This is a genomic window from Achromobacter maghribensis (assembly GCF_057334215.1).
The window spans coordinates 50,571-75,998 of sequence record NZ_JBHFII010000011.1 but is presented as its reverse complement, the minus strand read 5'-3'; the positions used below and the strand labels follow the sequence as shown (position 1 = coordinate 75,998).

The window sequence follows — 25,428 nt, the reverse complement described above, 5'->3', positions numbered from 1 at the left end:
CCCCCCCCCCAGGCCCGCCGGGCGGGGAATCATTCCCCCTGCCCGGCTTGCAGGCTTTAGGCGAAGTGCGCCTTCAGGTCTTCCAGGCCGCCGATCAGCGAACCGTTGATGAACACCTGGGGAGCGGTGCCCTTGCCGGACACGGCGCCGATCACGCGGCCGCGGACCTTGTTTTCCAGCGGGATCTCGATCGGGGCGTAGCCCTTTTCTTCCAGCAGCGCCTTGGCTTCCACGCAGAACGGGCAGCCGGGCTTGGAGAACACGACCACCTGGTCGGGCTTCTTGGCCGTCGGGGCAATGTGCGCCAGCATCGTGTCGGCGTCCGACACTTCAAACGGGTCGCCTTCCTTTTCCGGTTCGATGAACATCTTTTGGACGACGCCATCCTTCACCAGCATCGAATAGCGCCAGCTGCGCTTGCCGAAGCCCAGGTCGCTCTTGTCGACCAACATGCCCATGCCGTCGGTGAATGCGCCGTTGCCATCGGGCAGCAGCGTGATGTTGGCCGATTCCTGGTCCTTCGCCCATTCGTTCATGACGAAGGTGTCGTTGACCGACACGCAGACGATGCTGTCCACGCCGGCGTTGAAGAACGCGGGAGCCAGTTCGTTGTAGCGCGGCAGGTGGGTCGACGAGCAGGTCGGCGTGAAAGCGCCGGGAAGCGAGAAGACGACAACCGTCTTGTTCTTGAACAGATCGTCGGTCGTGACCTTCTTCCACGTGTTGTCCTCACGGACGGGGAACGTTACGTTCGGAACACGTTGGCCTTCGCGGTTTTGCAGCATTCAATCTCTCCTTGGGTAGCGGGGTTTGTTTAACCACCATGGAAAGAATGATAAATCTTGGCTATCAATTAATCAAATTTAATAAACTAAATTGATCGATAGACTTTAACAATCAACAATTCGCCACAAGAAAGCCGGATCTATCATACCCGGCCTTCCTGCGGACGGCATCAGAGGCGCGTCGGCGCGTAGCCTGCCTCGCGGATGGCGGCTTCAAGCTTGTCCGCCTGGTCGGTGCCAGTGATCGTGAGGCGGTGCGTCGACAGGTCCACCGTCACCGTCGCGCCCGGGGCGGTTTCGCTTACCGCGCCGGTGATGGTCTTCACGCAATGGCCGCAGGTCATGTCGGGCACTTGGAATTCGATGCTCATGGTTTTTCTCCGGAAATTTCAGGGCGATGGGCAACCTTTTGCACACCATGGACCGCAGCTTAAACATTCCCACTATGGCAAGGTCAAGCGTAGAATAGCCCTTGACCTTCCCATAATGGGAAGGTCAACACTGCGATTCCCAATTTGAATCAAGACCCGCACGCGTGTCCGCACCGTGCCAGCCTGTCCCAAGGAACCTGACATGAACATCGGAGAAGCATCGAAGAGCTCTGGCATTTCCGCCAAGATGATCCGCTACTACGAGAGCATCGGTCTGATCGGCCCGGCGGTGCGCACGGACGCGGGCTACCGCGTCTACAACGACCACGACCTGCATACGCTGCGGTTTGTGCGCCGCGCGCGGGACCTCGGGTTTTCAGTGGAACAGATGAACGAGTTGCTGGCGCTGTGGAAGGACCGCAGCCGCGCCAGCGCCGACGTCAAGCGCATTGCGCTGGGGCATGTCGAAGAGTTGGAGCGCAAGGCCGAGGCGTTGCGCGAAATGGCCGGCACGCTTAAGCACCTGGCGAACAACTGCCATGGCGACGGCCGCCCCGACTGCCCGATCCTTGAAGATCTGGGGCGCTCGCACTAATAAGGCGCGCAGGCCAGACAGGCCTGAGGGCCCTGGCGGGCCGGGCGCTGCCCAGCCTGCCGCCCGGAATCAGCCCAGGGCCTGCCCGGCGGTTTGGCCACCTTGTTCGGACACGTCTTCAGACACGCCTTCGGACACGTCCTCGGACGCTTGTTGGGCTTCCGCCGCGACGCGGGCATGGTACGCATCGGTCGCCGCCTGTTTGGCGGCGGCCTTCTCTGCCGCGGCAGCAACCTTGGCCGCTTCCGCCGCCACGGCATCCGCCGCGGCCTGGATGGCGCGCAGACGCGCACGTTCCTTTACTTCCAGCACGCCCGCGGCGTCCAGCGATTCAAATACCGCAATCGATTCGACGTGGCCCGTGTGCGGGAACATGTTGATGACGCCGGCGCTCTTCAGCACATAACCGCCTTCATGTACCAGGATGGCCGCGTCGCGCGCGAGCGTGGCCGGATTACAGGACACGTAGACGATGCGCCGCGGCCGTTCCTCGGCAGAGAGTTCCGACAAGGCTTGCGACACCGCGTGCGCCCCTTCGCGCGGCGGGTCGATCAGCATGCGGTCGAAGTAGCCCAGGCTGCGCAGCCAATGCGCGTCCACCTCGAACAGGTTGAGCGTGGCGAAGCTGGTGCGGTCGCCCAAGCCGTGCCGCGAGGCGGCGTCGAACGCGCGGTCGGTCAGCGTCTTGCTGCCTTCCACGCCCACCGCTTCGCGCCCTTGCGTGGCCAGCGGCAAGGTGAAGTTACCCAGCCCGCAGAACAGGTCGGCCACACGATCGGTCGGCTGCACGTCCAGCAGTTTCAGCGCGCGCGAGACCATCGCGCGGTTGATGGCGTGGTTGACCTGGGTGAAATCGGTAGGCCGGTACGGCATGCGCAACCCGAATTCCGGCATGGTGTAGGCCAGCGTGTCGGCGTGCTCACGCTCCATCGGATGGACGGTTTCGGGGCCCTTGGACTGCAGCCACCATTGCACGTTGTGCTGGGCGGCGAAGGCGCGCAGGATGGCAATGTCGCCGTCGGTCAGCGGCAGCAGATGGCGCAGCACCAGCGCCGTCACACCCTCTCCCAGCGACACTTCGATCTGCGGCATGCGGTCGGGTGCCGACATGGAGGCGATCATCGCGCGCAGCGGCATCAATAAATCGCTGACGTGGCGCGGCAGCACATGGCATTCACGCATGTCTGCCACATAGCTGCTTTTGCGTTCGTGGAAACCCACCAGCACGCCGCCCTTCTTCGGCACGACCCGCACCGACAGGCGCGCGCGGTAGCGGTAGCCCCAGGTCGGGCCTTGCAGCGGCGGCAGGATCAGCGCCGGACGCAGCTTGCCGACATGCCAGAAAGTATCTTCAAGCGAACGCTGCTTGATGGCCACCTGGGTGCTGGGCTCCAGGTGCTGCATGGCACAGCCGCCACAGACGCCAAAATGGGGGCAGCGCGGCGCGACCCGCTGCGACGAAGGACGCATGACCTCGTCCACGCGGGCGATTTCGTAGGACGGCTTGCGGCGCAGCGTAACGGTGGTGACCCGTTCGCCCGGCAGGGCCCCTTCCACGAACACCACTTTCCCGTCGCGACGGGCGATCCCCCTGGCTTCCAGGTCCAGGGACTCGATACTCAAAACGTCTGACATCTCACGCAGTCCAGAATTACACGCAACCCAATATTGTAGAAGGACTCCGGGGTTTCGGGAAAATGGTCTTCGGCGGCGCCCGGCCGCCCCCACGACTCACGCCGCCAAGCGGTCCGACGCCTTGCCCGATTGCAGCCACAACGCCGCCATGGCGGCCACCGCCGCCGCCGCGCCGGCCAGCGGCAAGGCCGGCAACCCTGCCCAGGCGATCGTCAGGCTGCCCAGGCCCCCGCCCACCGCCGTCCCCAGATTGAACGACGCGATGTTCAGGCCCGCCGCCACCGCCGTGGATTGCGGCACGTGGCGCTGCGCCAACTTCAGCAGCCGAAGCGTCAGCACCGTCACGATGCAGAAGAACACCAACCCTAACGCGCCCGCCAGCATGACGACTGCCCAACTGGATTGCCGAAACCCGTACAGCCCCAGCAACGTCGCCGTCAGCCCGCCGGCCGCCAGCAGCGCCGCGCGGTCCGCGTCCATTTTGTCGACCAGAAAGCCGCCCAGCAAATTGCCCGCGATGGAGAACGCGCCGAACAACAGCATGGCCGCGCTCAGCCGGGGCACGTCCGCCCCGGTCACCTGAAGCAGATACGGCGACACGAAGGTAAAGAAACTGAATGTCGCCACGCTGACCAGCGCGCCCACGCCAGCGGCGATCAGCATCCGGGGGTGGGCGATGGCGCTCAGGCCCACGCCCATGCCGGCCGGGCCCGCTGCGCGAATGCCAGGCGCTTCCTTGGCCGGCATGCACCACAGCAGCCCCGCCAACCCCGCCAGGGCCAGCACGCCGATGGCGGCGAAAACCGCGCGCCAGGACCAGAGACTGCCCAGGAAAGTGCCCAGCGGCACGCCTAACGCAAGCGCCAGCGTCAATCCGATCCACACGACCGCAACGGCCCGCCCGGCCCGCGCCTCGTCCACCAACCGCGTGGCAGCGTCGGACGCGACCGCCATGAAGGCGCCATGGGCCAGCCCCACCACGAACCGCACGGCCAGCAACGCGGGCAACGTGCCCGCGACGCTCATCAGTGCGCTGCCCACCGCCAGCACGGCCATGGACCACGCCAAGGTGCGGCGGTCGCGCCAATGGGCGACCAGCGCGGGAATGAGGGGCGCGCCGATGGCGGCGCCAAACGCGTAGGCGGCAATCGCGGTCCCGGCCGCTTCGATCTTGGCGTGCAAGCCGTCGGCCATCGCCGACACCAGACCGGCAACCACGAATTCAGACAAGCCGAATGCGAAGGTGCATACGGAGAAGATATAGACGGAGACGGGCATGGCAGGCTTGGACTCGACAAGAATGGATGCCGAGCTTAGAAGGCCTGCGCAGGCCCGTAAAATATATTATTTATCGCTTAATAAGACGCCAAACGTCTTAATTTGTGGCGTCGTCGTCCGCGACGCCGAACGTCTGCAGCACGGCATCGACCAGACGATCACGAACAGGCGATGCCCGCTCGGGATTCCAGCCGATCAGCAGGTCCAGGGATTGCAAGGGCGCGGGCGCGTCGGCGGTGAGGGGCCGGAAGACAATATCCCCGCAGCCGGTCTGGGCCAGCGAGGCAGGCAGCAGCGCCACGCCGAAACCGGCCGCGACCAACGCCGCCACCGTCTGCAGTTGCCGCGCCTCTTGCACCACGCGGGGCACGAAACCCGCCGTCTGGCATAGCTGGATCAACTGGTCGTGAAAGCCCTGCCCCAGGCGCCGAGGTGACGCCACGAAAGGTTCGTCTTTCAGCGCGGCAAGCGGCACGTCTGCCTGGGCTGCCAGGGCGTGCCCGGCGGGCAGCGCCACTTGTATGGGTTCGCGCAACAAGGTCTTGAACCGCAAGCTGGGCGTGGTGGCCCCGGGCGCGCGCATGAAGCCGATGTCCGCGCGACCGGCCTCCAGGGCTTGCACCTGTTCGTGCGTCGTGGCCTCTTGCAAGGTGAACGCGACCGCCGGGTAGGCCGCACGGAAATCGCGCAATGCGCGCAGCAGCAAGGCATAAGGCGCGATGTTGATGAAGGTCAGCGTCAGGTGCCCGGCCATCCCCTGGGCCACTCGGCGCGTGTGCGCCACGCCTGCTTCGAGCGACTCCAGCATGCGCCGCGCGGATTCCAAAAACGCGGCGCCCGCCGGCGTCAATGCCACGCTGCGGTTGGTGCGTTCAAACAGCGTGGCGCCGATCTCGCTTTCCAGCCGGCGGATGGCCTGGCTGAGCGGCGGTTGCGCCATGTGCAGGCGCTCGGCAGCCCGATTGAAATGCAGCGTTTCGGCGACCGCGATAAATTGCCGCAACAAGCGCGTTTCGATCATCGGGACACCACCGCCGCCGCCCGGGTTCAGTCCAGCTCCGCCCGCGAGAACAGATCCTGGATCAGTCTCCAGTCCTCGCACGCGGCCTTGAAGCCGACAATGAAAGTCTTCAGGGCTTCGCTGTCGGAAGAATAGGCGCAGAACGTGTCCGCTTCGGGATCAAAATCAATCTGTTCAGCGAGCTCGGGCTTTTTCTCATTCAGGAAGACCAGCGCCAATGACGTCCAGTCGTAGCCCGAACCCACAAAACCCTCTTGCCTGCGGCGGCGAAAGACCTCTTCTTTGTATTCCCCAACGGTGAGGATGACTGAAAAGCTGCCCTCGTATTCCATCCAGGAAAAAGGCTTTATTGATTCTTCGAAATCGATGGTCACTGCGCTCAAAGCTCCTTGAACAACTTGCTGCCACGATGGCGGCAAGGGTCGGCACCGCGCAAATATACCTTTGCGCGACGCCGATTGCGCGACCATTAAAGGCAATTATCGGATTTCACGCAACGTGAGGGACGAATCGGGCGCTTCGCGGGCCTTCCAGGGAGAAAACAACGGCAGGCTGATCGCAGCCAGAATCAACGCGCTGCCGGCGCCGTAAGCCATGACCCATCCGAACCCCGACAACAGCGCGGCTTGCAGGGTGCCAGCCGCCACGTCAGCGTGCGGCAACAGCGCCTGCCGGTCCAGCGCTGCCATGTCGCCGGCGGAGATCTTTTCCGCGAACTGGCGCAGCGCGTCGCCGTCCGCCACGGCCAGCGCTTCTGACAGGTGCGTCGCGACGCCCTCGACCAGCACCAGGCCCATCAAGGCGATGCTGAAGGCCAGCGACGTCATTCTTGCACTCATGTCGGTTCCGGAGGCCATCCCTGCTCGCTGGGACGAGACCGCGGCCGTGATCGTGTTCGCCACCGGCGTGTTCGTCAGCCCAAGGCCGACCCCGGCGATGATGCAGCCCGGCAGGATCCACCAGCCCGGTTGCAAGGAATGGCTCCCCAGCGCCATCAAAAGAAAGCCTGCGCCGATGAGGCTTAAGCCGGCGGGGATCACGAACCCCGGGTGATACCGCAAGGACAATTTCTCGCCGACGGGCGGCATGACGAGCGTGGGCAAGGTGTACGCCAGCAGCGCGACGCCGGTCTGCACGCTGTCGTAGCCCAGACCGCCGTGGAAGTAGATCGCGCGAGTTCCTGGCCGCGCACGACCGCGCGCTGGCGTCGTTGGACACCGAACGGCGCCATTTCAGGTTGGGCATCGCCTCCCATATGGCCGGGCCCGAAACCCCGACCCTGCTGGCCCGGCTGCATGAGCGCGATCCGGCGTTGAGCATTGAAGTCCGGCTGGACAATTCGCACGCGTTGCTGGATGCCTTCGACAACGGCGATCTGGAGGCCGTGATCGTCGGCCAGGAGGACGACCGCCTGAAAAAAAGGGGAATTGATGGGGACTGCCCATCAGGCAGTCTCCATCAATCCCCCCAAAAGCCGGCGCGGTTTCAAGGCGCCGCCACGGATTTCGTTAGAACGCGCGCGATACCGAGAAGACCGCCCCCAACCTGCCCGACGGGTGGCCGTACTTGGTGGGCAACCAGTTGTCCTTGGTGGCCCCCACCGCCGCCAGGCCCAGCACCCAGCCCTTCAGGTCCTTGGTCACGCCGAGCTTGTAGTCGACGTAATGGCCGATCGAATCGCCGTCCATGTTCGATTGGTTCTTCAGCTTCTGATAGCCCAAGTGCCCCAGCAGCCCCCAACCGTCGCCCAGATCGAAGGTGGCCGTGCCATCCAGGTACCAGGTGCCTTTGCTATCCGGCGTGCTGAAGAAGTCGCTGGGCGTGTACGAGTACTTCAGTGAGTAGTTGCCGTAGGAGGCGCCCAGGTAGAGGTCGGTGTTGTTGTAGTTGCCGCCCTTCGGAGAGCTGGAGCCCGGGTAGTAGTAATGCAGCACGCCGGCGTCCAGCGTGAATCCGCCGCCAACGTCGCCTTTCCAACCGCCGTAGAAGTCCATTTCCAGATTGCCGTCGGTAAAGACGAAGTCGGAAACGTTCGAGTTCCAATTGCCCAGGTAGAAGCCGGAGCTGTGGGTCAGGTCGATACCCACTTGCACCGCCGGACGGAAGTCGGTCTGCGAGTAGCCGCGGAACCGGTAGTCGCTGGCAATGGTGGCGTTACCGCTAAGAGAAAAACCGCCTCCCAGATCGGTCGGTTCGGCCTGGGCAGTCGAGGCGAAACAAGCGGCAAGCGCAAAAGGCAAGGCTAGCAACGTCTTCTTCATGGTGCGGAGTCCTGATCGGATTTAACGAGGAGGAGGATGGCCGCGCGGCGCATCCCTCTGACCGGCTTTGCAGCGGTGGATTACCGGCTCCCTTTCCTCTAAGCAATGTCCATGCCAGGTTTCAGGCGGGTGACAAGTCGCTATCTGCCGGCTGGCCCGCCAATGAAGCGCACCACAAGCGTGCAGGCGCCGAAAGGCGGCTCGCGGCCCTTGCCTCAAGTTGGGGAATCCGCGCCACACTGGGGCGGCATCGCGGACTAGCCATCGCGCTTGCGCACGTCGAAAAGAAAAAACCCCGGACCGCGAGGACGCGTCCGGGGTTTGCCTTTCAGGCCGCAGCGCCGTCGGGCGCCGCGTGTGGGCCGACGGGCTTAGTTGGCCGCCGGCGCCGGCGGCGGAGCGACATCGCCCGCGGCCGGCGGCGCAGGCATCGCGCCCCTGCCCTTGCCGCCATGGCGGCCTTCCATCTTGGCGTGACGTTCCTGCATCTTGGCTTCGCGGTCCTTGACCAGCTTGGTCACCTGGCCGCGCTGGGTATCGTTCAGGCTATCCCAGACAGCCAGCCATTGGTCGCGCACTTGCTGGCCCTGCGCGCGGAACTGGTCGCGCGTCTGGTCCGATTGCGCCATCAGGGCGCGCGGATCCAGCTTGCCGCTATCCAGCTGAGACTTCAGCAGATCGTGGCGCTTGCCGCCCGACGCGCGCATGGCTTCGTGCAGGCTGCGCTGGCCATCCTGAGCGGTCTTGAACAGGGCTTGCTGCTTGTCGTCCAGCTTCAACTGATCAAGCTGCGCCTTGGAGACCGGGCCAATGCCGGGAATGAACAGGCCGTCGCGCATGCCCTTGTGAAACTCGCCGCGTTCACCATGATGCATGGCTGCCGGACCGCCGTCGGCGGGAGGCGGCGGCGCGGCCATGACGGAACCGGCCACCAGGCCGCCCGTCGCGGCGACAAATGCAAGAGCGGCCAAATTGGAGCGGATAGCGAATCGGGACATGTTGTGTCTCCTGAAAGTGAAGAAAGCGAGACCATTGTGCGATCAGCCCGGTTTCAACCGGGTTTCGTCCCCGACATCCATGTTTCAGTCGATTGCGCATTCGCCAGACGTGAAGACGGGGCCTGCCAGGCCCCGTGCTTCGTCCATGCCAGACCCGCGCGACGCGTCAGGTCGCGTCCCAGGCCGCCATGTATTCCTTCCAGTGCGCCGCATCGCTGGCGGACAGCGTATCGCGCACCAGCGCGATTTCAGCGTCGTAGGCGGTGCGGTCGAGTTCACCGCGCAAGAAGCGGAAGCGGCAATACACCAGCCAGGTGTTGACGACGTCGGTCTCGCAATAGGCGCGGACTTCGTCGGCGCGGCCCGTGCTCCAGGCCTCCCAGACCTTGCTGCCGTCCATCCCGAGCTTGCCGGGAAAGCCGCACAGCTTGGCCAGGTCGTCCAGCGGCGCGTTGGCGCGGCCGTTGTACTTGGCCAGCACGTCCATCAAGTCGAGGTGGCGCGTGTGGTAGCGGGCGATATAGTTGTTGAACTTGAAGTCGCGATCTTCTTCGCCCATGTCCCAGTAGCGCGGCGCGGGCACGCCCAGGATCAGGCTGCGGTAATGCAGAACGGGCAGGTCGAAACCCGATCCGTTCCAGCTCACCAGCTTGGGGGTGTAGCGCTCGATGGTCTTGAAGAACCCCGCCAACAAGGCGGCTTCGGGATCATCGGGCTGGCCCAGCGTCTTGACGCGGAACCCCTGATCGTCGCGGAACACGCACCCCACCACCGCGACCTTGTGCAGGTGCAGCGGCAGGAAGTCATGGCCGACGGCTTCCCGTCGCGCGGTCAGCGCGCGTTCGACGACTTCCTGGTCTGGAACCTCGGGGCCCCAGCCGTTGAGCTTGCGCAGCCCATCGGCGTCGGGGATGGTTTCAAGGTCGAATACCAGGGTGGGCGTCATTTGGTCGGCAGGTACTGCATCGGGTCGACGGGCGTGCCTTGGCGGCGGATCTCGAAATGCAGGCGCGGCGACGTCGTGTCGGTCTGGCCAAGTTCGGCGATCTTGGCGCCGCGCTTGACGTTCTGCCCGGTCTTCACCAGCAACGCGCGGTTATGCGCATAAGCGGTGATGAAGCCGTTCTGGTGTTCAACGATGATCAGGTTGCCCAGGCCGCGCACGCCGTTGCCGCTGTACTTGACCAGGCCGTCCGCCGCAGCGGTGATCGGGTCGCCCAGGGCGCCTGAAATGTCGATGCCCTTGCTGCTGGCGTTGAACGTCTGGACGATCGCGCCATTGGCGGGCCATGCCCAGTTGATGACGGTGGCATCCGCCGCGCGGGGCGAAGGCTTGACCTCGACTGGCGCGGGCGCCGGCGTGGCCGACGAATCCGGCGGCGGCAGCGATGCGACCGGCGCTTCGGGCTGATCCAGCGGCCGCGGCTGCGGCTTGGCGCTGGCGACAGGCGCCGTTTGCGTGCCGCCGCCCGACCCGCCGGACATCTTCAGCACTTGGCCGACCGAGATCTGGTTGGGGTCGCTGAGGTTGTTCCAGCGCTTGACGCTTTCGATATCCACGTTGTTGGCGCGGGCGATCTTGTAGAGCGTGTCGCCCGGCTTCACCACATAGCTGCCACCGGGCTGAGCCGATGGCGCGGGTTGCCCGCCGGTCATGTCGACCACCGGTGCACGAGTTCCTTTCGATGCGCAGCCGGCCAAGATGGCCAGGCTGAGCGCCCCCGCGACGAAGAGCGGGCGGCGCAGGCGCGTCATGGACGCGCCCTTAGTCATATCGGTCAGTTGCAACTGCCCGTTGAGCATACGTTTCTCCTGTTTGCTCAAGATTGTATTCCGGCGCGTAGCGGCACAAAGCGCACGGCCTCTAATTCAGTGCGTTTCCAGCTGGCTGCGCCGGTGCGTTCGATCAGCACCAGGCGCTGGTTCGAGCCCCCTTCGGGAGCGATCAGGCGGCCACCCGGCGCAAGCTGCGTAAGCAGCGCCTGCGGAATAGCCAGGCCAGCGGCAGCCACAACGATAGCATCGAACGGGGCCACGCCGGCCAGGCCCAGGGTGCCATCGCCATAGATCAGACGAATGCGCGTGGTCAGCCGCAAGGCGCGCAGATGCTCGCGCGCAAGCTCGTAGAGTCCGCGGATGCGTTCGATCGAATGGACCTCGCGCACGAACTGCGCCAGCACCGCCGCCTGGTAGCCGCAACCGGCACCCACTTCAAGCACGCGGGTCGGCGTGCGGTCTTCGCACACGGCGGCGATCATGCGCGCCACCACCCAAGGCTGCGAGATGGTTTGCGAATGGCCGATGGGCAACGCGGCATCTTCATAGGCGCGGCTGGCCAGGGCCTCGTCGACGAAGAGATGACGCGGCACGGCGGACATGGCGTTCAGCACGCGCTCATCGCTGATGCCCTGGCCGCGCAAGCGCTGCACCATAGCCTGGCGCAGGCGTTCGGAGTTCAAGCCCAGATTGCCGCCGGCCGCCGGCGTGGGCGCTTGGGCCTGGCGCGGCAACGTGGCGGCGGAAATGCGGGTGTTGCTATTGGCGGGCGTGACGCCGGGGCTGAGCCGGCCGGAGTCGTAGCGAACCGGGCCGGGGCGGCCCGGCACCGCCTGGGATACGTCGGGCTGGCTTATGCGTTTGCGCATAGCGGCTCCGCCCACGTGCGGATTTCATCCAGTTGGCTGTGCTGGGTCAGGTCCAGGCGCAGTGGCGTGACCGACACCGTGCCCTGCTCCACCGCGTGGAAATCCGTGCCCGGGGCGGCATCGGCGGCCAGGCCCACCGGACCGATCCAATAGACGGTGTCGCCGTACGGCGTGGTCGTGCGCACCACGGGCTGCGACGGATGGCGCTTGCCCAGGCGCGTGACCTCGAAGCCGTGAAGGTCCTCGAAACGCCGGTTGGGGATGTTGACGTTCAGCAACACGGGCGCTGCCAGGGGCTGGGCCAGATGCCGCTCGACGACGAGACGGGCCGCGCGCGCGGCGGAATCGATGTGCTCCCAGCCTTTTTCGGCCAGCGAGAACGCGATGGACGGGATGCCGAACAGGTAGCCTTCGCTGGCGGCGGCGACCGTGCCCGAATATAGGGTGTCGTCGCCCATGTTGGCGCCGTTGTTGATGCCGGACACGACCAGGTCCGGACGCGTGTCCATCAGCCCCGTCAGCGCCACGTGGACGCAGTCGGAAGGCGTTCCGCTGACGGCGATGAAGCCGTTGGACGCCGTGCGCACCGACAAAGGCCGGTTCAGCGTCAGGGAGTTGGAGGCGCCGCTATGGTTGGTCTCGGGCGCGACGACGGTTAAATCGCCCAAGCCTTGCAGCGCTGCTACCAGCGCTTCGAGCCCAGGGGCCGAGTAACCATCGTCGTTCGAAACCAGAATTCGCATTGTGCATCCGAAAGAAAATAAAACGCGGGTGGACGTGTCGGATTGTACCGTCCGCAGACACACCCTGTATGTCGGTCTTGCCGACGCGTGTTCAGCGAGGCGTCGGCGCCACGCTCGATAACCCGTAGCCGGAGGCGGCGGCCGGCGCGGTAGAATCCGCGCCATTACGACAACAACGGACTCCCTTTCCATGGCGATTACCGAACCCTCCCTGGTGTTCACCGCTGCGCTCATCCTGCTGGCCTACCTGATCGGCTCCGTGCCGTTCGCGGTCGTCGTCAGCAAGCTGATGGGGCTGCAAGACCCCCGTAGCTACGGGTCCAAGAACCCCGGCGCCACCAATGTGCTGCGCACCGGCAACAAGACGGCGGCCGCGCTGACCTTGCTGGGCGACGCCGCAAAGGGATGGTTCGCGATCTGGCTGGCCGAAAAGCTGGCCCCCGGCATCGCTCCCGCCGGCCTGGCCATGGTGGCCCTGGCCGCCTTCGTCGGGCATCTGTACCCTATTTTCCTGGGGTTCAAGGGCGGCAAGGGCGTGGCGACGGCGCTGGGCGTGCTGGTGGCCATCCAGCCCTGGCTGGCCCTGGCCACCGCGGCCACCTGGCTGATCATCGCGGTCTTCTTCCGCTATTCTTCGCTGGCCTCGCTGGTGGCGGCGTTTTTCGCCCCGGTGTATTACGTGTTCGGCTCGGGACTTGCCTGGCATGCGCAACCGGCCATGGGCGTGGCCCTGGCGGTGATTGGCGTGCTGCTGTTCTATCGCCATCGCGCGAACATCACCCGCTTGATCCAGGGCACCGAAAGCAAGATCGGCGGCGGCAAGAAAAAATAAGACGGATTCACGATGAAACGGGCGGCCGAGGCCGCCCGTTTTCATTGCGCGATGTCCGCCAGGTCCCAACGCGGCTTGACGGTAAAGCTGTGCGCATCGGGGTCCAGCGTCACCAGGCCGGCCTTGACCCGCTCGGCGGCCGCGAAAGCGATCATCGCGCCGTTATCGGTACACAGCTCCAGCGGCGGAAAATATGCCTGCGCGCGCAATGGTTTCAGCGCAGTGGCCAGTTTGGCGCGCAGCAGCTGGTTGGCGCCGACGCCGCCCGCCACCACCAGCCGGCGCAGGCCGGTCTGCTTCAGTGCCTTGATGGCCTTGGCCGCCAACACATCGACGATCGCGCCCTGCGTGGCGGCCGCGAGGTCAGCGCGAGCCTGGTCATCCAGCCCCCCTTCTTTCTCGGCCGCCTTGACCCGGGTCAGCACGGCGGTCTTCAGACCGCTGAAACTGAAATCCAGGTCGCCGCTGTGCAACATCGGGCGCGGCAGCTCGAAGCGCGACGCGTCGCCGCGCCCCGCCAGCTTGGCCAGGGCCGGACCACCGGGATAGCCCAACCCCATCAGCTTGGCCGATTTATCGAAGGCCTCGCCTGCGGCGTCGTCCAGCGTTTCGCCCAGCAGCTCGTACCGGCCCACCCCGTCCACACGCATCAGCTGCGTATGACCGCCGGATACCAGCAAGGCCACAAACGGAAAATCAGGCCGCGGATCGGCCAACATGGGCGACAGCAGGTGGCCTTCCAGGTGATGAATGCCGATGGCAGGCAGATGCCGCGACCAGGCAAACGACTGCGCCACGCTGGCGCCGACCAGCAACGCGCCGGCCAGCCCCGGGCCCGCGGTGTAGGCGACGGCGCCGATGTCGGACATCTGCAGGCCGGCCTCTTCGAGCACTTGGCGGGTCAAGGGCACGACGCGGCGGATATGGTCCCGCGAGGCGAGTTCCGGCACCACGCCACCATATTCCTGGTGCATGGCGATCTGGGTATGCAGCGCGTGCGCGAGCAGTCCCCGTTCCGTACAGACGGCTGCGACACCGGTTTCGTCGCAGGAGCTTTCAAAGCCGAGAATAATCATGGCGGCAGAGTTTACAACTGATGCGAAAATACGCCTGTTTATGAAAACGCGGGGCCACCCGGCACCCGCCCACAACAACCTACAAGCCTGCAAACACACTGGGGACTCGAATGCTGGAGAAGCTATTCAAGCTGCGTGAACACGGGACCACCGCGCGTACCGAGCTCGTGGCCGGTCTGACGACCTTCCTGACGATGTCATACATCATCTTCGTCAACCCGGACATCCTGTCGTCCACCGGCATGGACCGCGATGCCGTCTTCGTCGCAACGTGCCTGGCGGCCGCGTTAGGGTCGCTGGTGATGGCCTTGGTCGCCAACTGGCCGATCGGGATGGCGCCGGGCATGGGCCTGAATGCCTTCTTCGCCTTCACCGTCGTCAAGACCATGGGCTACACCTGGGAGCAGGCGCTGGGCGCCGTGTTCATCTCGGGCGTGATCTTCCTGATCCTGACGATCTCGGGCATCCGGGTCTGGCTGGTGAAGGGCATTCCGCATTCGCTGCGCAGCGCCATCGCGGCGGGCATCGGGCTGTTCCTGGCCATTATCGCGCTATCCAGCGCCGGCATCGTCGTCGCCCACCCGGCCACCAAGGTCTCTCTGGGCAACCTGACGACCCACGGCCCGCTGTTCGCGATCCTGGGCTTCTTCATCATTGCCTCGCTGGACGCGCTGCGCGTGCGCGGCGCGATCCTGATCGGCATCATCGTCGTCACGGTGCTGTCGATGGCCCTGGGCTATAACGAGTTCAAGGGCATTTTCTCGGCCCCGCCGAGCCTGGCTCCCACGTTCCTCAAGCTGGACATCCTGGGCGCGCTGCATAGCGGTTTCGTGCACGTGATCCTGGTGTTCGTGCTGGTCGAGGTGTTTGACGCCACGGGCACGCTGGTGGGCGTGGCCAAACGCGCCGGCCTGGTGCCGGAAGGCCGCCCCAACCGCCTGGGCCGCGCGCTGTTCGCCGACAGCACCGCCATCGTCGCCGGCTCCGCGCTGGGTACCAGCAGCACCACCGCCTTCGTCGAAAGCGCGTCCGGCGTGCAGGCGGGCGGCCGCACCGGCATGACCGCGCTGGTCGTCGCGCTGCTGTTCCTGGCCGCGTTGTTCATTTCGCCGCTGGCCGGCGCCGTGCCCGCCTACGCCACCGCGCCCGCCCTGCTCTACGTGGCCGGCCTGATGATGCGCGAACTGATCGACATCGACTGGAACGAAGTCACGGAGGCCACGCCGGCCGCCCTGACCGCCCTGGTCATGCCGTTCACGTATTCGATCGCCAACGGCATCGCCTTCGGCTTCATCAGCTATGTGGTGCTGAAGACGGCCACCGGCAAGGTCCGCGACGTGCATCCGGCCACCTGGCTGGTGGCGGTGCTGTTCGTGATCCGCTACGCCTTCTTCCCTGAATAAGCCGTTCCGGCGTTGCCTGCCCGAAAAGCCGCCCGGCGCCTTGCCGTGGCGGCTTTTTGTTGGCGTGGCCCTCTCAATGGCTGCGATAGCTCTAGCCAATACAACCCGCCCGGCCATAAGGTTGCTGCCGTGGCCGGTTGAATTCGCCGATACACTCCCCATGTATCACGGTATATGGAGTTCACCTTGCGCCTGACCTGCTTTGACGCCGCGTTGCCGGCCTGTTCCACCCTCTGTACGGAGATGTCCGCATGAGTACGCTTGCGCGCATTCCGTTTTCCGTCCTGGACCTGGCCCCTATTGTGCAGGGCCGTGACGCGGCCGATGCATTCCGCAACACGGTGGCCGTCGCCCAACACGTCGAGCGCCTGGGCTACAAGCGCTTCTGGCTGGCCGAACACCACAACATCAATGGCGTGGCTTCCAGCGCCACCGCCGTGCTGATCGGCCACGTGGCGGGCCACACCAGCACGTTGCGCGTGGGTTCCGGCGGCATCATGCTGCCCAACCATGCGCCGCTGATCATCGCCGAACAGTTCGGCACACTGGAAACCCTATACCCCGGCCGTATCGACCTGGGCCTGGGACGCGCGCCTGGCAGCGATGGTGCAACGCAGCATGCGCTACGGCGCGGGCCCCGCAGCGGCCTGGAGTTTCCGGCGCTGGTGGAAGAACTGCGCGGCTTCCTGGCCGCCTCGCGCCCCAATCAACCGGTGCGCGCCATCCCCGGCGAAGGCCTGGATATTCCGATCTGGCTGCTGGGCTCAAGCGATTTCAGCGCCCGCCTGGCCGCCGAATTGGGCCTGCCGTTCTCGTTCGCGGGCCATTTTTCGCCCGAGGGCATGGCTGCGATGCGCCTGTACCGGCATCTGTTCAAGCCGTCGGCGACGCTGTCGCGGCCCTACGCCATGATCGGCGTGCCGGTGGTGGCGGCCGAATCCGACGAGGCCGCGCAGCGCCAGGCCACGACCCAGCAGCTGAAATTCCTGTCGCTGGTACGCGGCCACCGCCTGCAGTTGCAGCCGCCGGTGGACAGCATGGACGGGCTATGGAACGAATGGGAGCGTGAAGCGGTCAATCAAAGACTGGGCGCTGCCATCGTGGGTGGCCCCGACACCGTGAAGCGCCGGCTGGAAGCGCTGGTGGCCGAAACCGAGGCCGACGAAGTCATGATCGTGTCCGACTTCTTCGACATCGCCGACCGCCTGCGCTCTTTCGAAATTGTCGCGTCGTTGAAGAACGATGCCGGCGTCTCGACAAAAACTGCGGCCTGACGGCCACTGACTGCGCTCTCCATAGCGCCAACCATTGCGACGCCGCCATCGGCGGCTCTACTATTGCCTTAGAGCGCATGGCACCCGAAGCGTCGCCGAATCAGCCCCGGGGCAGGCATACCCCGGGTCTCTGACACCGCCTTTTTTTGCCGCCTGGCCGCCCCAAGGCAAAAAAGCCCGCCTTGGGGGCAGCAAGCATGCAAAGCGTGCCCGGCGGGGAGGCCTTTTTTACGCCGCGTTCCGCGGCAAGGATCCAAAATGAGTATTGTTGAACTCACCAAAGACAGCTTCCAGGACGCCATCACCCCCGACGGCACCCTGATCGTCGACTTCTGGGCTCCCTGGTGCGGCCCCTGCCGTGGTTTTGCTCCCGTCTTCGAGCAAGCCGCAACGGAGCACACCGACGTCACGTTCGCCAAGGTGAACACCGACGTAGAGCAGGAATTGGCCGGCGCCCTGGGCATCCGTTCGATCCCCACGCTGATGGTCTTCCGTGAGAAGGTCCTGCTGTTCTCGCAACCCGGCGCGTTGTCGGGTGGCCAGCTGAACGAATTGCTTGCCAAGATCAAGGAAGTGGACATGGAAAAGGTCCACCAGGAAATCGCGGCGGCGCAAGACAGCCAGAACGCGTAACCATGCAAAAGGGGCCCGATCAAGGGCCCCTTTCTTATTCTGGCACGCCGTCACGGCCGGGTCACGACACCACTTCCCAGGCCGAGCGCCCCCGTGTGATGTTGGCCACGGTGACCTCGAGGTCGCCCGCTACGGTCCGAGGCACCGCGAAGCACAGCGCCACGCCGTCTTCGTTGAAATCTTCTTGTTGGATGATCGCGCCGACTTGCGCCAGCCGCGATTTCAGCAGCGCCAGTTCGGCAAAGCCGCACGTGCAGGTGACGGTGGCCAGGTCCACGATTTCGGTCCGTTCGCCCAGGCGCAGGCAATTCGCCGCGCATCCGCCGTATGCCCGCACCAGTCCGCCCGCCCCCAGCTTGATGCCGCCGTACCAGCGCACCACCAGGACGGCCACGCGGTCCATGTCCTGCCCTTCGATCGCCTGAAGGATGGGACGCCCCGCCGTGCCGCCGGGTTCGCCATCGTCATTGAAGCGGTATTCCTGTCCGATGCGGTAGGCCCAGCAGTTATGGGTGGCCTCGACGTCGCTGTGTGCAGCGAAGAAGCGCATCGCCTCATCCACCGACGAGACGGGCGCGGCGTAGGCGGCAAAGCGGCTTTTCTTGATGTCTTCCTGATACGAGCAGGGAGCGGTCAACGTGTGCGTCATGCCCGGCATTGTAAGTGCTGGGGCGACGCCGTTCTAACCGTGGCAGTCCGCCACTTCCTGGTCCAGGTAAACGTCGAACGCGACGTCACGCGCCCATTTCGTCGCCATCGCCTTCCATGCGCCGGCGCGGTCCCAGGCGCGCATTTCTTCCGCCAGCAAGGCACGGCCAGCGGTGTCGCTGACGGGCAGCAGCCATACGCGTTGGCGCCGCACGCCATCCGCGGCCAGCGTGGACGAGAACTTCTTCCACTCCGGAAACCGCACCAGGGGTTCCCAGACCGTGTCGTCCACCAGGCCGATATCGCAACTGCCTTCGCGTACCGCTACCAGCGCATCGGACGGCACCCGGTACGTGCGCACCACCGCGCCCCAGCTTTCGGCCAAGCCCCGGGCGTCGGCTGCGGCTTCGGCCATGCAGACGGTACGCCCCCGCACGTCGGAGGGCTTGCGCCAGGACGTGTCGCTGCGGATCAGCGCCTTGGGGCGCCCGCCATAGCCGGTGGCCTGCACCGCCACGGTTTGCGGCTGATCGTCTGCGGCGTCGGCCAGCACCACGTCCACCTGGCCGGCGGCCAGCGCTGCGGCGGCCTGCCCCGCCGGCACCTGCAGCAAGCGCACCGGCAGGCCCACGCGCTGGCCCAGCTTGTCGGCCATCTGCGCGTCCAGGCCGTGCGGCGTGCGGATCTTGGCGCCGGCCGCGGGCGGCGGCGCCAGATACGGCACGCCCACCCGCAATTCGCCGCGCGCATGGGCCGCGGCGAACCCGCCGTCTTGCGCCTGGGCCAAGCCCGCGAACAGCAGGCAGGCAGTCAGGGCGGCAAGGCGAATCCGGCGAATCATGCTGGGCTCCATTGCTTAAACGTACTGATAGCGCAGCAGGCGATGCTTGAGGTTTTCAAGCACGAACTGATCAATCAGCGCGGCCAGCACGGCAATGACGAGGATATTGGTCATGACGCCGGTCATGTCGGCGATTTCGCCTGAATAGGCCAGCGAACGACCCAGGCCCTTGCCAAAGCCGATCAGCATTTCCGCCGAAATCAGCGCACGCCAGGCGTTGCCGAACGCCAATTGCGCCCCCGTGATCAGCTCGGGCATCACCGCCGGCAGATACACCCGCTTGACGAGCCCCCAGCGCGTGGCGCCCATGACGCGCGCCGCGGACACGTGCACGCGCTGCACGGATTCGGTTGCGTTCATCACGCTGAGCGCGGCCGGGAAGAACGCCGACAGCGCGACCACGACGATGATCGGCGTGTTGCCGAACCCCATCACGATCAGGAACAGCGGCACCCACGCAATCGATGGGATCGATTGCAGGATGACGATGGCGCTGCGCAACACTTCGCGAAAGAAGAACAACACCGCGGCCACCAGGCCAAACCCGATGCCCGCCGCCAGCGCCAGGCCGTAGCCCGCGCCCAACCGGCCCAGCGTGCCCAGCAGGCTTTGGTGGAACGATTGCTTGCCCAGATCTTCGAACAGGCGTTCGACGACCGCAGGCACGCCCGGCATCAGGAAGTCAGGCAGCGCGAAGGCCGCCAACTGCCACAAGGCAAGAATGAACAGGACGCCCAAAACGCCCGCAAGGTGCTTGCGGGCGCCGGTCACTCGGGTAGACGAGCTCAAAGTTTGCGCGCCTCTTGCCAGGACAGGTCGACGATGCTGGATACGTCATACGGCTTGCCGTCGCGCGTCTTCAGCGAACCCTGGGCTTGCAGGATGTCGGCGATTTCCTGCATGCGCGCCGTGTCCTTGCTGGTCAGCTTAGGCGTGAATACCTGCGTGCTGATGGCTTCGGCAATGACGGTTTCGCGCGGCAGTTCACCGCGATGCAAGGTCTTCAGCGTGGGCTCGGCAATGAAGTACGAAGCGATGAGCTTGGAAGCCTGCGCGGGCTCTTTCTGCAGCAGCGTAATGGCCTGGTTCTGCGCGTCCAGCGCCTTCCAGACGTCATCCTTGCGCTTGGCCAGCGTTTCGCCCGAGGTGATCACGACCATGCACGGGAACGGCCAGGCCTGGCCCACTTCGTAGATCTGCTTGACCGGCGCGACCAGTTGCGCGATGCGGTCGTAAGGTTCGAACAGGAAGGCCGCATCGACGCGCTTGCCCACCAGCGATTGAACGGCCACCGCCGGGCTTACGCCCATGACATTGACGTCGTCCGCGGACAGGTTGCCCTGCTTGAGCACAACGCCCTTCAGTACCACGTCGGCGGTGCTGCCTTCGGCTTGCGAGGCCAGCGTCTTGCCCTTCAGGCCAGCGATATCCTTGATGCCGGAATCGTCGCGCACGATCAACGAGTGATAGCCTTGCTGCGCGCCGCCCACGACTTTCAGGTCGGCGCCTTTGGAGGCCCAGGCCACCGCATTGGTGAAGCCCAGCACGCCGATATCGAGTTGGCCGCCGACGATCGCCTTGATCAGATCCGTGCCGGACTTGAACTCGATCAGTTCCGAATCCAGGCCCGCATTCTTGTAGAAACCGCCCTCTTGCGCCACGATCGCCTGCGCGTCGTCCATGACGCGCAAGTAACCCACGCGGAATTTTTCAGCCGCCATTGCGGGGGCCGCCGCCAGCAGTACCGCGGCCAGCGGCAAGGTCAGCCATTGCTTCAATTTCATGAGGAGAGCTCCAGGGAATTCAAGGTCGGCGGCGCTGCGGCGCCACCTGGAATGGGAATGCCGGTCAGGCGGCCAGGGCCAGGTCCGAGTGCGCCTGCGAGCCGTCCACCGCGATGCCCAGCAGTCGCAGGATTTCTCGCTTTTCAGCAGCCAGACCCGACAGATCGTGCGTTTTCTCGCGATGCGCAAGGTTGAATTCGCGCAACACGCGTGCCGGACGCGGGCTGAAGACGACGATGCGGTCCGCCAGGAACAAGGCTTCGTCCACGTCGTGCGTGACCAGCAGCACCGTGGGCTTTTCCTGGGCGATCAACTGGCGCAGCACATCTTGCAGGCTCAGGCGAGTCAGGGCATCCAGCGCGCCGAACGGCTCGTCCATCAGCATCGTCTTGGGCTGCGCGATGAAGGCGCGCGCCAGCGCGGCCCGTTGGCGCATGCCGCCCGATACCTGGTGCGGGTAATAGTGTTCGAAACCGCCCAGGCTGACGCGCGCCAGCCAATGGCGGGCGGCCTCGCGAGCGCGCTTCTTGGGCGTGTTCTGGAATTCCAGCGCCAGCGCCACGTTGTCTTCCAGGGTCAGCCAGGGATACAGCGCGTGCTCCTGGAACACCAGCGTGCGGCTGGGGTGCGGGCCGCCGACAGCCTGGCCATCGGCCAGCACGCTGCCCTGCGTGGGCTTTTCCAGCCCGGCCGCCAGATGCAGCAACGTGGATTTGCCGCAGCCCGACGGGCCGACCAGCGCGACCAGCTCGCCGGCCTTGATTTCACTGGTAAAGCCATCCACGACGGGCAGGTCGCCGAAGTGCTTGTGGACGTGATCGAAGGTGAGGTTCATGGAACGAATCGTGGGCGCGCGTGGAGAACGAGGCCTAATCTAACAATTCGTTATATGAATTCAAACGATCAATATTGAATGTCTTAACTTCTTTTGGTTATGTAGAAAGTGGGATAGCGTCTGCTAGCTGGACGCTTGCGGACGCATGGCATGCCGTTGCAGGCCGAAGGCGATCATGAAGCCCGCCAGCACGGCCACCGCGGCCGCCAGGAAGATGGACGGATAACCGTAACCGCTGGAGATGTAGCCGGCGATTGGCCCCGTTACCCCCAATGCCAGGTCCAGGAACGCGGAATACGCGCCCAGCGCCGCGCCGCGGCTACCGGCCGGCACCCGTGCCACCGCTTCGACGCCGATCGCCGGGAACACCAGCGCGAAGCCGCAGCCCGTCAGCGCCGCGCCCAGCAGCGCGGCCACGGGATTGGGCGCCAGCCATAGCAGCAACAGCCCGGCCGCCTCCACCAGGAACGACACCTGCGCCACCCGGAAACCGCCGAATCGCGTGATGGTCCCGGCAAACAACAGGCGCACGCCGATGAATGCGCCGCCGAAGGCGCTGAGCGCGTGCGCCGCGCCGTCCCATGAAAAGCTGGCGTAGTACAGCGCCACGAAAGCCGCCAGCGTGCCGAAGCCCACCGAGCCCAGCCCCAGCGCCATGCCGTGCGCAAACACACGCATCACCACACTCTTGAACGCCATGCGGTGGCCGCCGACGATCGCCACGGCGGCGCGCGATACCGCCATCCCCAGCCCGGCCAGGCCCAGCAGCAGCACCATGCCGCCCAGCGCGCCCATGCTCCATTCCCTTTGCAGGTGGACGCCCAAGGGCGCACCAAGCGCCAGGCCGCCGTAGGTGCAGATTCCGTTCCACGAGATGACGCGGGCGGTGTGCAACGGGCCGACGCGGGCGATCGCCCAGGTGGCCGACCCCGTGCCCACCCAGCTTTCGCCGAATCCCAGCGCCAGACGGCTGACGATGATGGCCGTCAGACTGAGCCAGGCGCTGCGTTCGAAGGCATAGGCCAGCAGCAGGAAGACCCCGCTGGCTGCGCACGCGATCATGCCGATCACCACCGTTTGCTTGGGGCCCACCGTGTCAGCCATGCGGCCCGCATGCGACCGGCTGAGCAGCGTCGCCACGTACTGCACGCTGATGGCCAGGCCGGCCAGCACGGAGCCGTAGCCCAGATTGCCATGCACGTAGCCCGGCAATACGGCCAGCGGCAAGCCGATGGCCAGGTAGCAGATGAAGGTGAAGACGGCGATGGAAACGATCCGCGCGGTCAACGCGAACGTCCCGATGGGCTGACCCTCGGGCGTGGTGTGGGGTGTGGGGGACATGAATCGGACAGAGGGGGCAGGTGCTTTGCACCAGGGTTTACCCGGATCATAGCGCACGCCATATTGCATCGGGCTGAACGCCTGCGGCGCCGTGCCGCGGGCGATACGCAACTCGAATCACAGCCGCCGAAAACGATATTGGACGGGGCCCCCGGGGCTTATTACCGTGAACCGACACATCACGGGGCCCACCCCGATCGGAGCGATATGGAACGAGACAACAACGCCGCCGCCGCGCCGCGCGGCGCGCTATCCCATCTGAAAGTGCTGGACCTGACGCGCGTACTGGCCGGCCCTTGGGCCACCCAGACGCTGGCCGACATGGGCGCCGACGTCATCAAGATCGAACGGCCGCAGGCGGGCGACGACACGCGGGCCTGGGGCCCGCCATTCCTGGTCGGCGCCGACGGCGAAGAAACCCGGGACTCGTCCTATTTTCTAAGCGCCAACCGGGGCAAGCGTTCGGTAACGGTGGACCTTGCCACCCCCGAGGGGCAGACGTTGATCCGCGATCTGGCGCGGGATTCGGATGTACTGGTCGAGAACTACAAGGTCGGCACGCTGGCGCGTTATGGCCTGGACTATGCCAGCCTGCGCGAGATCAACCCGCGCCTGGTCTATTGCTCGGTCACCGGCTTCGGCCAAGACGGCCCCTATGCTCCCCTGCCCGGCTACGACTTCGTGTTTCAGGGCATGGGCGGCCTGATGAGCATCACCGGAGAACCCGACCGCGAACCGATGAAGTCCGGCATCGCGATCACCGATCTGCTGACTGGTGTCTACACCAGCACGGCGATCCTGGCGGCGCTGGAGCATCGCCACATCAGCGGCGAAGGCCAGCATATCGACATGGCGCTGCTGGACTGCGTGGTGACGATCTCGTCGTATCAGGCCATCAACTATTTCCTGTCGGGCAAAGTGCCGCAGCGCATGGGCAACGCCCATTCCAATATGGTGCCCTACCAGGTGTTTGCTTGCCGCGAAGGCTCGGTGATCGTGGCGGTGGGCAATGACGGCCAATACCGCGCGTTTTGCGCCGCGATCGGGCGACCCGAGCTTGCCGCCGACGAGCGCTATGCCACGGCCGCCCAGCGCAACCGGAACCGCGCCACGCTGATTCCGCCTATCGCGCAGGCCATGCTGGCGCGGACGATGCGGGAATGGGTCGACGTCCTGCAGGCAGCCGGCGTGCCCTGCGGCCCGATCTACGACATCGAGCAGGTGTTCCAGGATCCGCACGTGCGCCATCGCGGCATGCAGTTGTCGTTGCCGCATGCCTCCGGCGTGCCGACGCCCGCCGTCGCCAATCCCATCCGCATGAGCGCCACGCCCATGCGCTACGCGCACGCAGCGCCCGAACTGGGTCAGCACACCGACGACGTGCTGCGCGACCGGCTGGGCCTCTGCGCCTTGCGCATTGCCGAGTTGAAAGCCCGAGGCGTCGTCTGAACGCCACCCCGCCCCTACCGGAGACAACACCATGCGCATTTTCACGGCCGCCGCGCGCGGCGCTTCCTTGCGACACACCCTGTTGCCTGCCTTGCTGGCCGCCTTGCTCGCCACCTTGGTGGCCACGCCGTCCGCCGCCCAGGACGCGCCCGTCAGGTTCGTCGTGCCTTACCCGCCGGGCGGCGCCGCCGACCAGATCGCCCGATTGGTGGCCCAGGAAATGAGCAAGGCCGGCGGCGCGCCCATCATCATCGAGAACAAACCGGGCGCGGCGGGCATGATCGCCGCCGATCACGTGGCGCGCGCCAAGCCGGACGGCAGAACCTTCTTCGTCGGCTCCAATGCCCCGCTGGTGGTCAATCAGGCCCTGTACGCCAAGATGACCTACGACCCCGCCCGCGACTTCGTACCCGTGTCCGGCATGGCCAAATCGCCGCTGCTGCTGGTGGTGCGCCACGATCTGCCGGCGTCGGACGTCAAAACACTGATTGCGCTGGGCCGGCAGGCGCCGGGCGAGCTGACGATGGGGTCGGCCGGCACGGGCAACATCACCTATCTGGCCGGCGAGCACGCCGTCAGCAAACTGGGGTTCCAGGTCACGCACGTGCCTTACCAGGGCAGCGCGCCAGCCATCGTCGGCTTGATGGGCGGCAGCACCGACATGATGTTCGACGCCCTGCCATCGTGCATGGCGCAGGCTCAGGCCGGCAAGATCCGGCCGTTCGCCGTGCTGGACGACAAGCGCTTCGCCGGCCTGCCCGACGTGCCCACCGCCGCCGAGCTGGGCTATCCGGGCATCGATGCCAGCGCCTGGTTCGGCCTGGTGGCGCCGGCCGGCACCCCGGCCACGGTAGTGGAACGCATGAACCAGGACGTCAATCGCGCGCTGGCGCAAGCGGACCTGCAGCGCAAGCTGACCGCCATCGGCGCGGTACCCATGCCGGGCGACGCCGGCGTGTTTGCCGCGTTCGTGCAAGCCG

Annotated in this window: 27 protein-coding genes and 1 pseudogene; 8 read left to right on the top strand and 20 right to left on the bottom strand. The window is 65.6% G+C overall.

Features of this window, described 5'->3' with window-relative positions; all coding sequences use genetic code 11:
- Positions 1-56 precede the first annotated feature (56 nt).
- Both ACE039_RS04705 and ACE039_RS04700 read right to left on the bottom strand, forming a co-directional pair.
- Positions 57-785 (bottom strand): glutathione peroxidase, encoded by a 729-nt coding sequence (locus ACE039_RS04705; RefSeq protein ID WP_105560145.1) that lies wholly within the window; start codon positions 783-785, stop codon positions 57-59.
- Between the two features lie 170 nt (positions 786-955).
- Entirely contained in the window at positions 956-1,156 is a 201-nt protein-coding gene (locus tag ACE039_RS04700) for a heavy-metal-associated domain-containing protein (RefSeq protein ID WP_448708589.1), read from the bottom strand.
- A gap of 202 nt (positions 1,157-1,358) precedes the next feature.
- Here ACE039_RS04700 and cueR point away from each other — a divergent pair, with 202 nt between their 5' ends.
- Complete coding sequence (cueR, locus tag ACE039_RS04695; protein ID WP_105560147.1) at positions 1,359-1,751, top strand: Cu(I)-responsive transcriptional regulator; 393 nt, start codon at positions 1,359-1,361, stop codon at positions 1,749-1,751.
- A 69-nt stretch (positions 1,752-1,820) separates the two neighbouring features.
- Here the strand turns inward: cueR and rlmD are convergent, their stop codons facing one another.
- From rlmD to ACE039_RS04670, 5 genes are all read right to left on the bottom strand, one after another.
- Positions 1,821-3,386: a 23S rRNA (uracil(1939)-C(5))-methyltransferase RlmD gene (rlmD, locus tag ACE039_RS04690; protein WP_485811689.1), complete on the bottom strand. Its 1,566-nt coding sequence runs from the start codon at positions 3,384-3,386 to the stop codon at positions 1,821-1,823.
- 96 nt (positions 3,387-3,482) lie between these two features.
- The gene (locus tag ACE039_RS04685) at positions 3,483-4,664 is read right to left on the bottom strand and encodes an MFS transporter (protein ID WP_485821786.1); all 1,182 of its coding nucleotides are present in this window, start codon (positions 4,662-4,664) and stop codon (positions 3,483-3,485) included.
- 97 nt (positions 4,665-4,761) lie between these two features.
- The gene (locus ACE039_RS04680; protein WP_448709949.1) at positions 4,762-5,670 is read right to left on the bottom strand and encodes a LysR substrate-binding domain-containing protein; all 909 of its coding nucleotides are present in this window, start codon (positions 5,668-5,670) and stop codon (positions 4,762-4,764) included.
- A 41-nt stretch (positions 5,671-5,711) separates the two neighbouring features.
- Positions 5,712-6,059 carry an Imm51 family immunity protein gene (locus ACE039_RS04675; protein ID WP_233214348.1) on the bottom strand — a complete coding sequence of 116 codons (348 nt, stop codon included), beginning with the start codon at positions 6,057-6,059 and terminating at the stop codon, positions 5,712-5,714.
- 105 nt (positions 6,060-6,164) lie between these two features.
- Positions 6,165-6,854 (bottom strand): MFS transporter, encoded by a 690-nt coding sequence (locus tag ACE039_RS04670; RefSeq protein WP_448709951.1) that lies wholly within the window; start codon positions 6,852-6,854, stop codon positions 6,165-6,167.
- A 41-nt stretch (positions 6,855-6,895) separates the two neighbouring features.
- On the opposite strand from ACE039_RS04670, the pseudogene ACE039_RS04665 reads away from it, so the two are divergent.
- A pseudogene (locus ACE039_RS04665) lies at positions 6,896-7,075 on the top strand (LysR substrate-binding domain-containing protein); the annotation flags it as partial.
- Positions 7,076-7,193: 118 nt separating this feature from the next.
- On the opposite strand, the gene ACE039_RS04660 reads toward ACE039_RS04665, so the two are convergent.
- The 6 genes from ACE039_RS04660 to surE all read right to left on the bottom strand — a co-directional run bounded on the left by ACE039_RS04660 (position 7,194) and on the right by surE (position 12,332).
- The gene (locus tag ACE039_RS04660; protein WP_105560153.1) at positions 7,194-7,946 is read right to left on the bottom strand and encodes a TorF family putative porin; all 753 of its coding nucleotides are present in this window, start codon (positions 7,944-7,946) and stop codon (positions 7,194-7,196) included.
- A gap of 371 nt (positions 7,947-8,317) precedes the next feature.
- Positions 8,318-8,944: a hypothetical protein gene (locus ACE039_RS04655; RefSeq protein WP_332008565.1), complete on the bottom strand. Its 627-nt coding sequence runs from the start codon at positions 8,942-8,944 to the stop codon at positions 8,318-8,320.
- Positions 8,945-9,110: 166 nt separating this feature from the next.
- Positions 9,111-9,890, bottom strand: coding sequence for a 3'-5' exonuclease (locus ACE039_RS04650; RefSeq protein WP_448711153.1), 780 nt, complete (start codon positions 9,888-9,890; stop codon positions 9,111-9,113).
- Positions 9,887-10,747, bottom strand: a complete 861-nt coding sequence (locus ACE039_RS04645; RefSeq protein ID WP_448711154.1) for a peptidoglycan DD-metalloendopeptidase family protein — start codon at positions 10,745-10,747, stop codon at positions 9,887-9,889. The genes ACE039_RS04650 and ACE039_RS04645 overlap by 4 nt, the downstream gene beginning before the upstream one ends.
- Positions 10,748-10,764: 17 nt before the next feature.
- The gene (locus ACE039_RS04640; RefSeq protein ID WP_485821785.1) at positions 10,765-11,589 is read right to left on the bottom strand and encodes a protein-L-isoaspartate(D-aspartate) O-methyltransferase; all 825 of its coding nucleotides are present in this window, start codon (positions 11,587-11,589) and stop codon (positions 10,765-10,767) included.
- Entirely contained in the window at positions 11,574-12,332 is a 759-nt protein-coding gene (surE, locus tag ACE039_RS04635) for a 5'/3'-nucleotidase SurE (protein ID WP_105560157.1), read from the bottom strand. Before surE ends, ACE039_RS04640 begins: the two co-directional genes overlap by 16 nt.
- Before the next feature lie 190 nt (positions 12,333-12,522).
- On the opposite strand from surE, the gene plsY reads away from it, so the two are divergent.
- The gene (gene plsY, locus ACE039_RS04630) at positions 12,523-13,164 is read left to right on the top strand and encodes a glycerol-3-phosphate 1-O-acyltransferase PlsY (RefSeq protein ID WP_105560158.1); all 642 of its coding nucleotides are present in this window, start codon (positions 12,523-12,525) and stop codon (positions 13,162-13,164) included.
- A 41-nt stretch (positions 13,165-13,205) separates the two neighbouring features.
- Here plsY and tsaD read toward each other — a convergent pair whose 3' ends face one another.
- Positions 13,206-14,240: a tRNA (adenosine(37)-N6)-threonylcarbamoyltransferase complex transferase subunit TsaD gene (gene tsaD / locus ACE039_RS04625; protein ID WP_310028162.1), complete on the bottom strand. Its 1,035-nt coding sequence runs from the start codon at positions 14,238-14,240 to the stop codon at positions 13,206-13,208.
- Between the two features lie 110 nt (positions 14,241-14,350).
- On the opposite strand from tsaD, the gene ACE039_RS04620 reads away from it, so the two are divergent.
- From ACE039_RS04620 to ACE039_RS04610, 3 genes are all read left to right on the top strand, one after another.
- Entirely contained in the window at positions 14,351-15,643 is a 1,293-nt protein-coding gene (locus ACE039_RS04620) for an NCS2 family permease (protein WP_313460116.1), read from the top strand.
- Between the two features lie 251 nt (positions 15,644-15,894).
- Entirely contained in the window at positions 15,895-16,917 is a 1,023-nt protein-coding gene (locus ACE039_RS04615; protein WP_448711161.1) for an LLM class flavin-dependent oxidoreductase, read from the top strand.
- 258 nt (positions 16,918-17,175) lie between these two features.
- On the top strand, positions 17,176-17,550 hold the full coding sequence (locus ACE039_RS04610; RefSeq protein ID WP_006222300.1) for a thioredoxin family protein: 375 nt from the start codon (positions 17,176-17,178) through the stop codon (positions 17,548-17,550).
- 61 nt (positions 17,551-17,611) lie between these two features.
- Here the strand turns inward: ACE039_RS04610 and ACE039_RS04605 are convergent, their stop codons facing one another.
- From ACE039_RS04605 to ACE039_RS04580, 6 genes are all read right to left on the bottom strand, one after another.
- Positions 17,612-18,199, bottom strand: a complete 588-nt coding sequence (locus tag ACE039_RS04605; protein ID WP_485821784.1) for an IMPACT family protein — start codon at positions 18,197-18,199, stop codon at positions 17,612-17,614.
- Positions 18,200-18,232: 33 nt separating this feature from the next.
- Positions 18,233-19,039, bottom strand: coding sequence for a transporter substrate-binding domain-containing protein (locus tag ACE039_RS04600; RefSeq protein WP_485821783.1), 807 nt, complete (start codon positions 19,037-19,039; stop codon positions 18,233-18,235).
- 15 nt (positions 19,040-19,054) lie between these two features.
- Complete coding sequence (locus tag ACE039_RS04595) at positions 19,055-19,828, bottom strand: ABC transporter permease (RefSeq protein WP_105560163.1); 774 nt, start codon at positions 19,826-19,828, stop codon at positions 19,055-19,057.
- Positions 19,825-20,823 carry an ABC transporter substrate-binding protein gene (locus ACE039_RS04590; protein ID WP_448709842.1) on the bottom strand — a complete coding sequence of 333 codons (999 nt, stop codon included), beginning with the start codon at positions 20,821-20,823 and terminating at the stop codon, positions 19,825-19,827. The genes ACE039_RS04595 and ACE039_RS04590 overlap by 4 nt, the downstream gene beginning before the upstream one ends.
- Positions 20,824-20,887: 64 nt before the next feature.
- Entirely contained in the window at positions 20,888-21,658 is a 771-nt protein-coding gene (locus tag ACE039_RS04585) for an ABC transporter ATP-binding protein (RefSeq protein WP_105560165.1), read from the bottom strand.
- Between the two features lie 123 nt (positions 21,659-21,781).
- A complete protein-coding gene (locus ACE039_RS04580; protein WP_485821782.1) occupies positions 21,782-22,999 on the bottom strand; it encodes an MFS transporter in 1,218 nt (405 codons plus the stop codon).
- 207 nt (positions 23,000-23,206) lie between these two features.
- On the opposite strand from ACE039_RS04580, the gene ACE039_RS04575 reads away from it, so the two are divergent.
- Complete coding sequence (locus ACE039_RS04575; protein ID WP_448709844.1) at positions 23,207-24,448, top strand: CaiB/BaiF CoA transferase family protein; 1,242 nt, start codon at positions 23,207-23,209, stop codon at positions 24,446-24,448.
- A gap of 31 nt (positions 24,449-24,479) precedes the next feature.
- The coding region (locus ACE039_RS04570; RefSeq protein ID WP_485821781.1) for a Bug family tripartite tricarboxylate transporter substrate binding protein at positions 24,480-25,428 on the top strand (949 nt) is incomplete at its 3' end.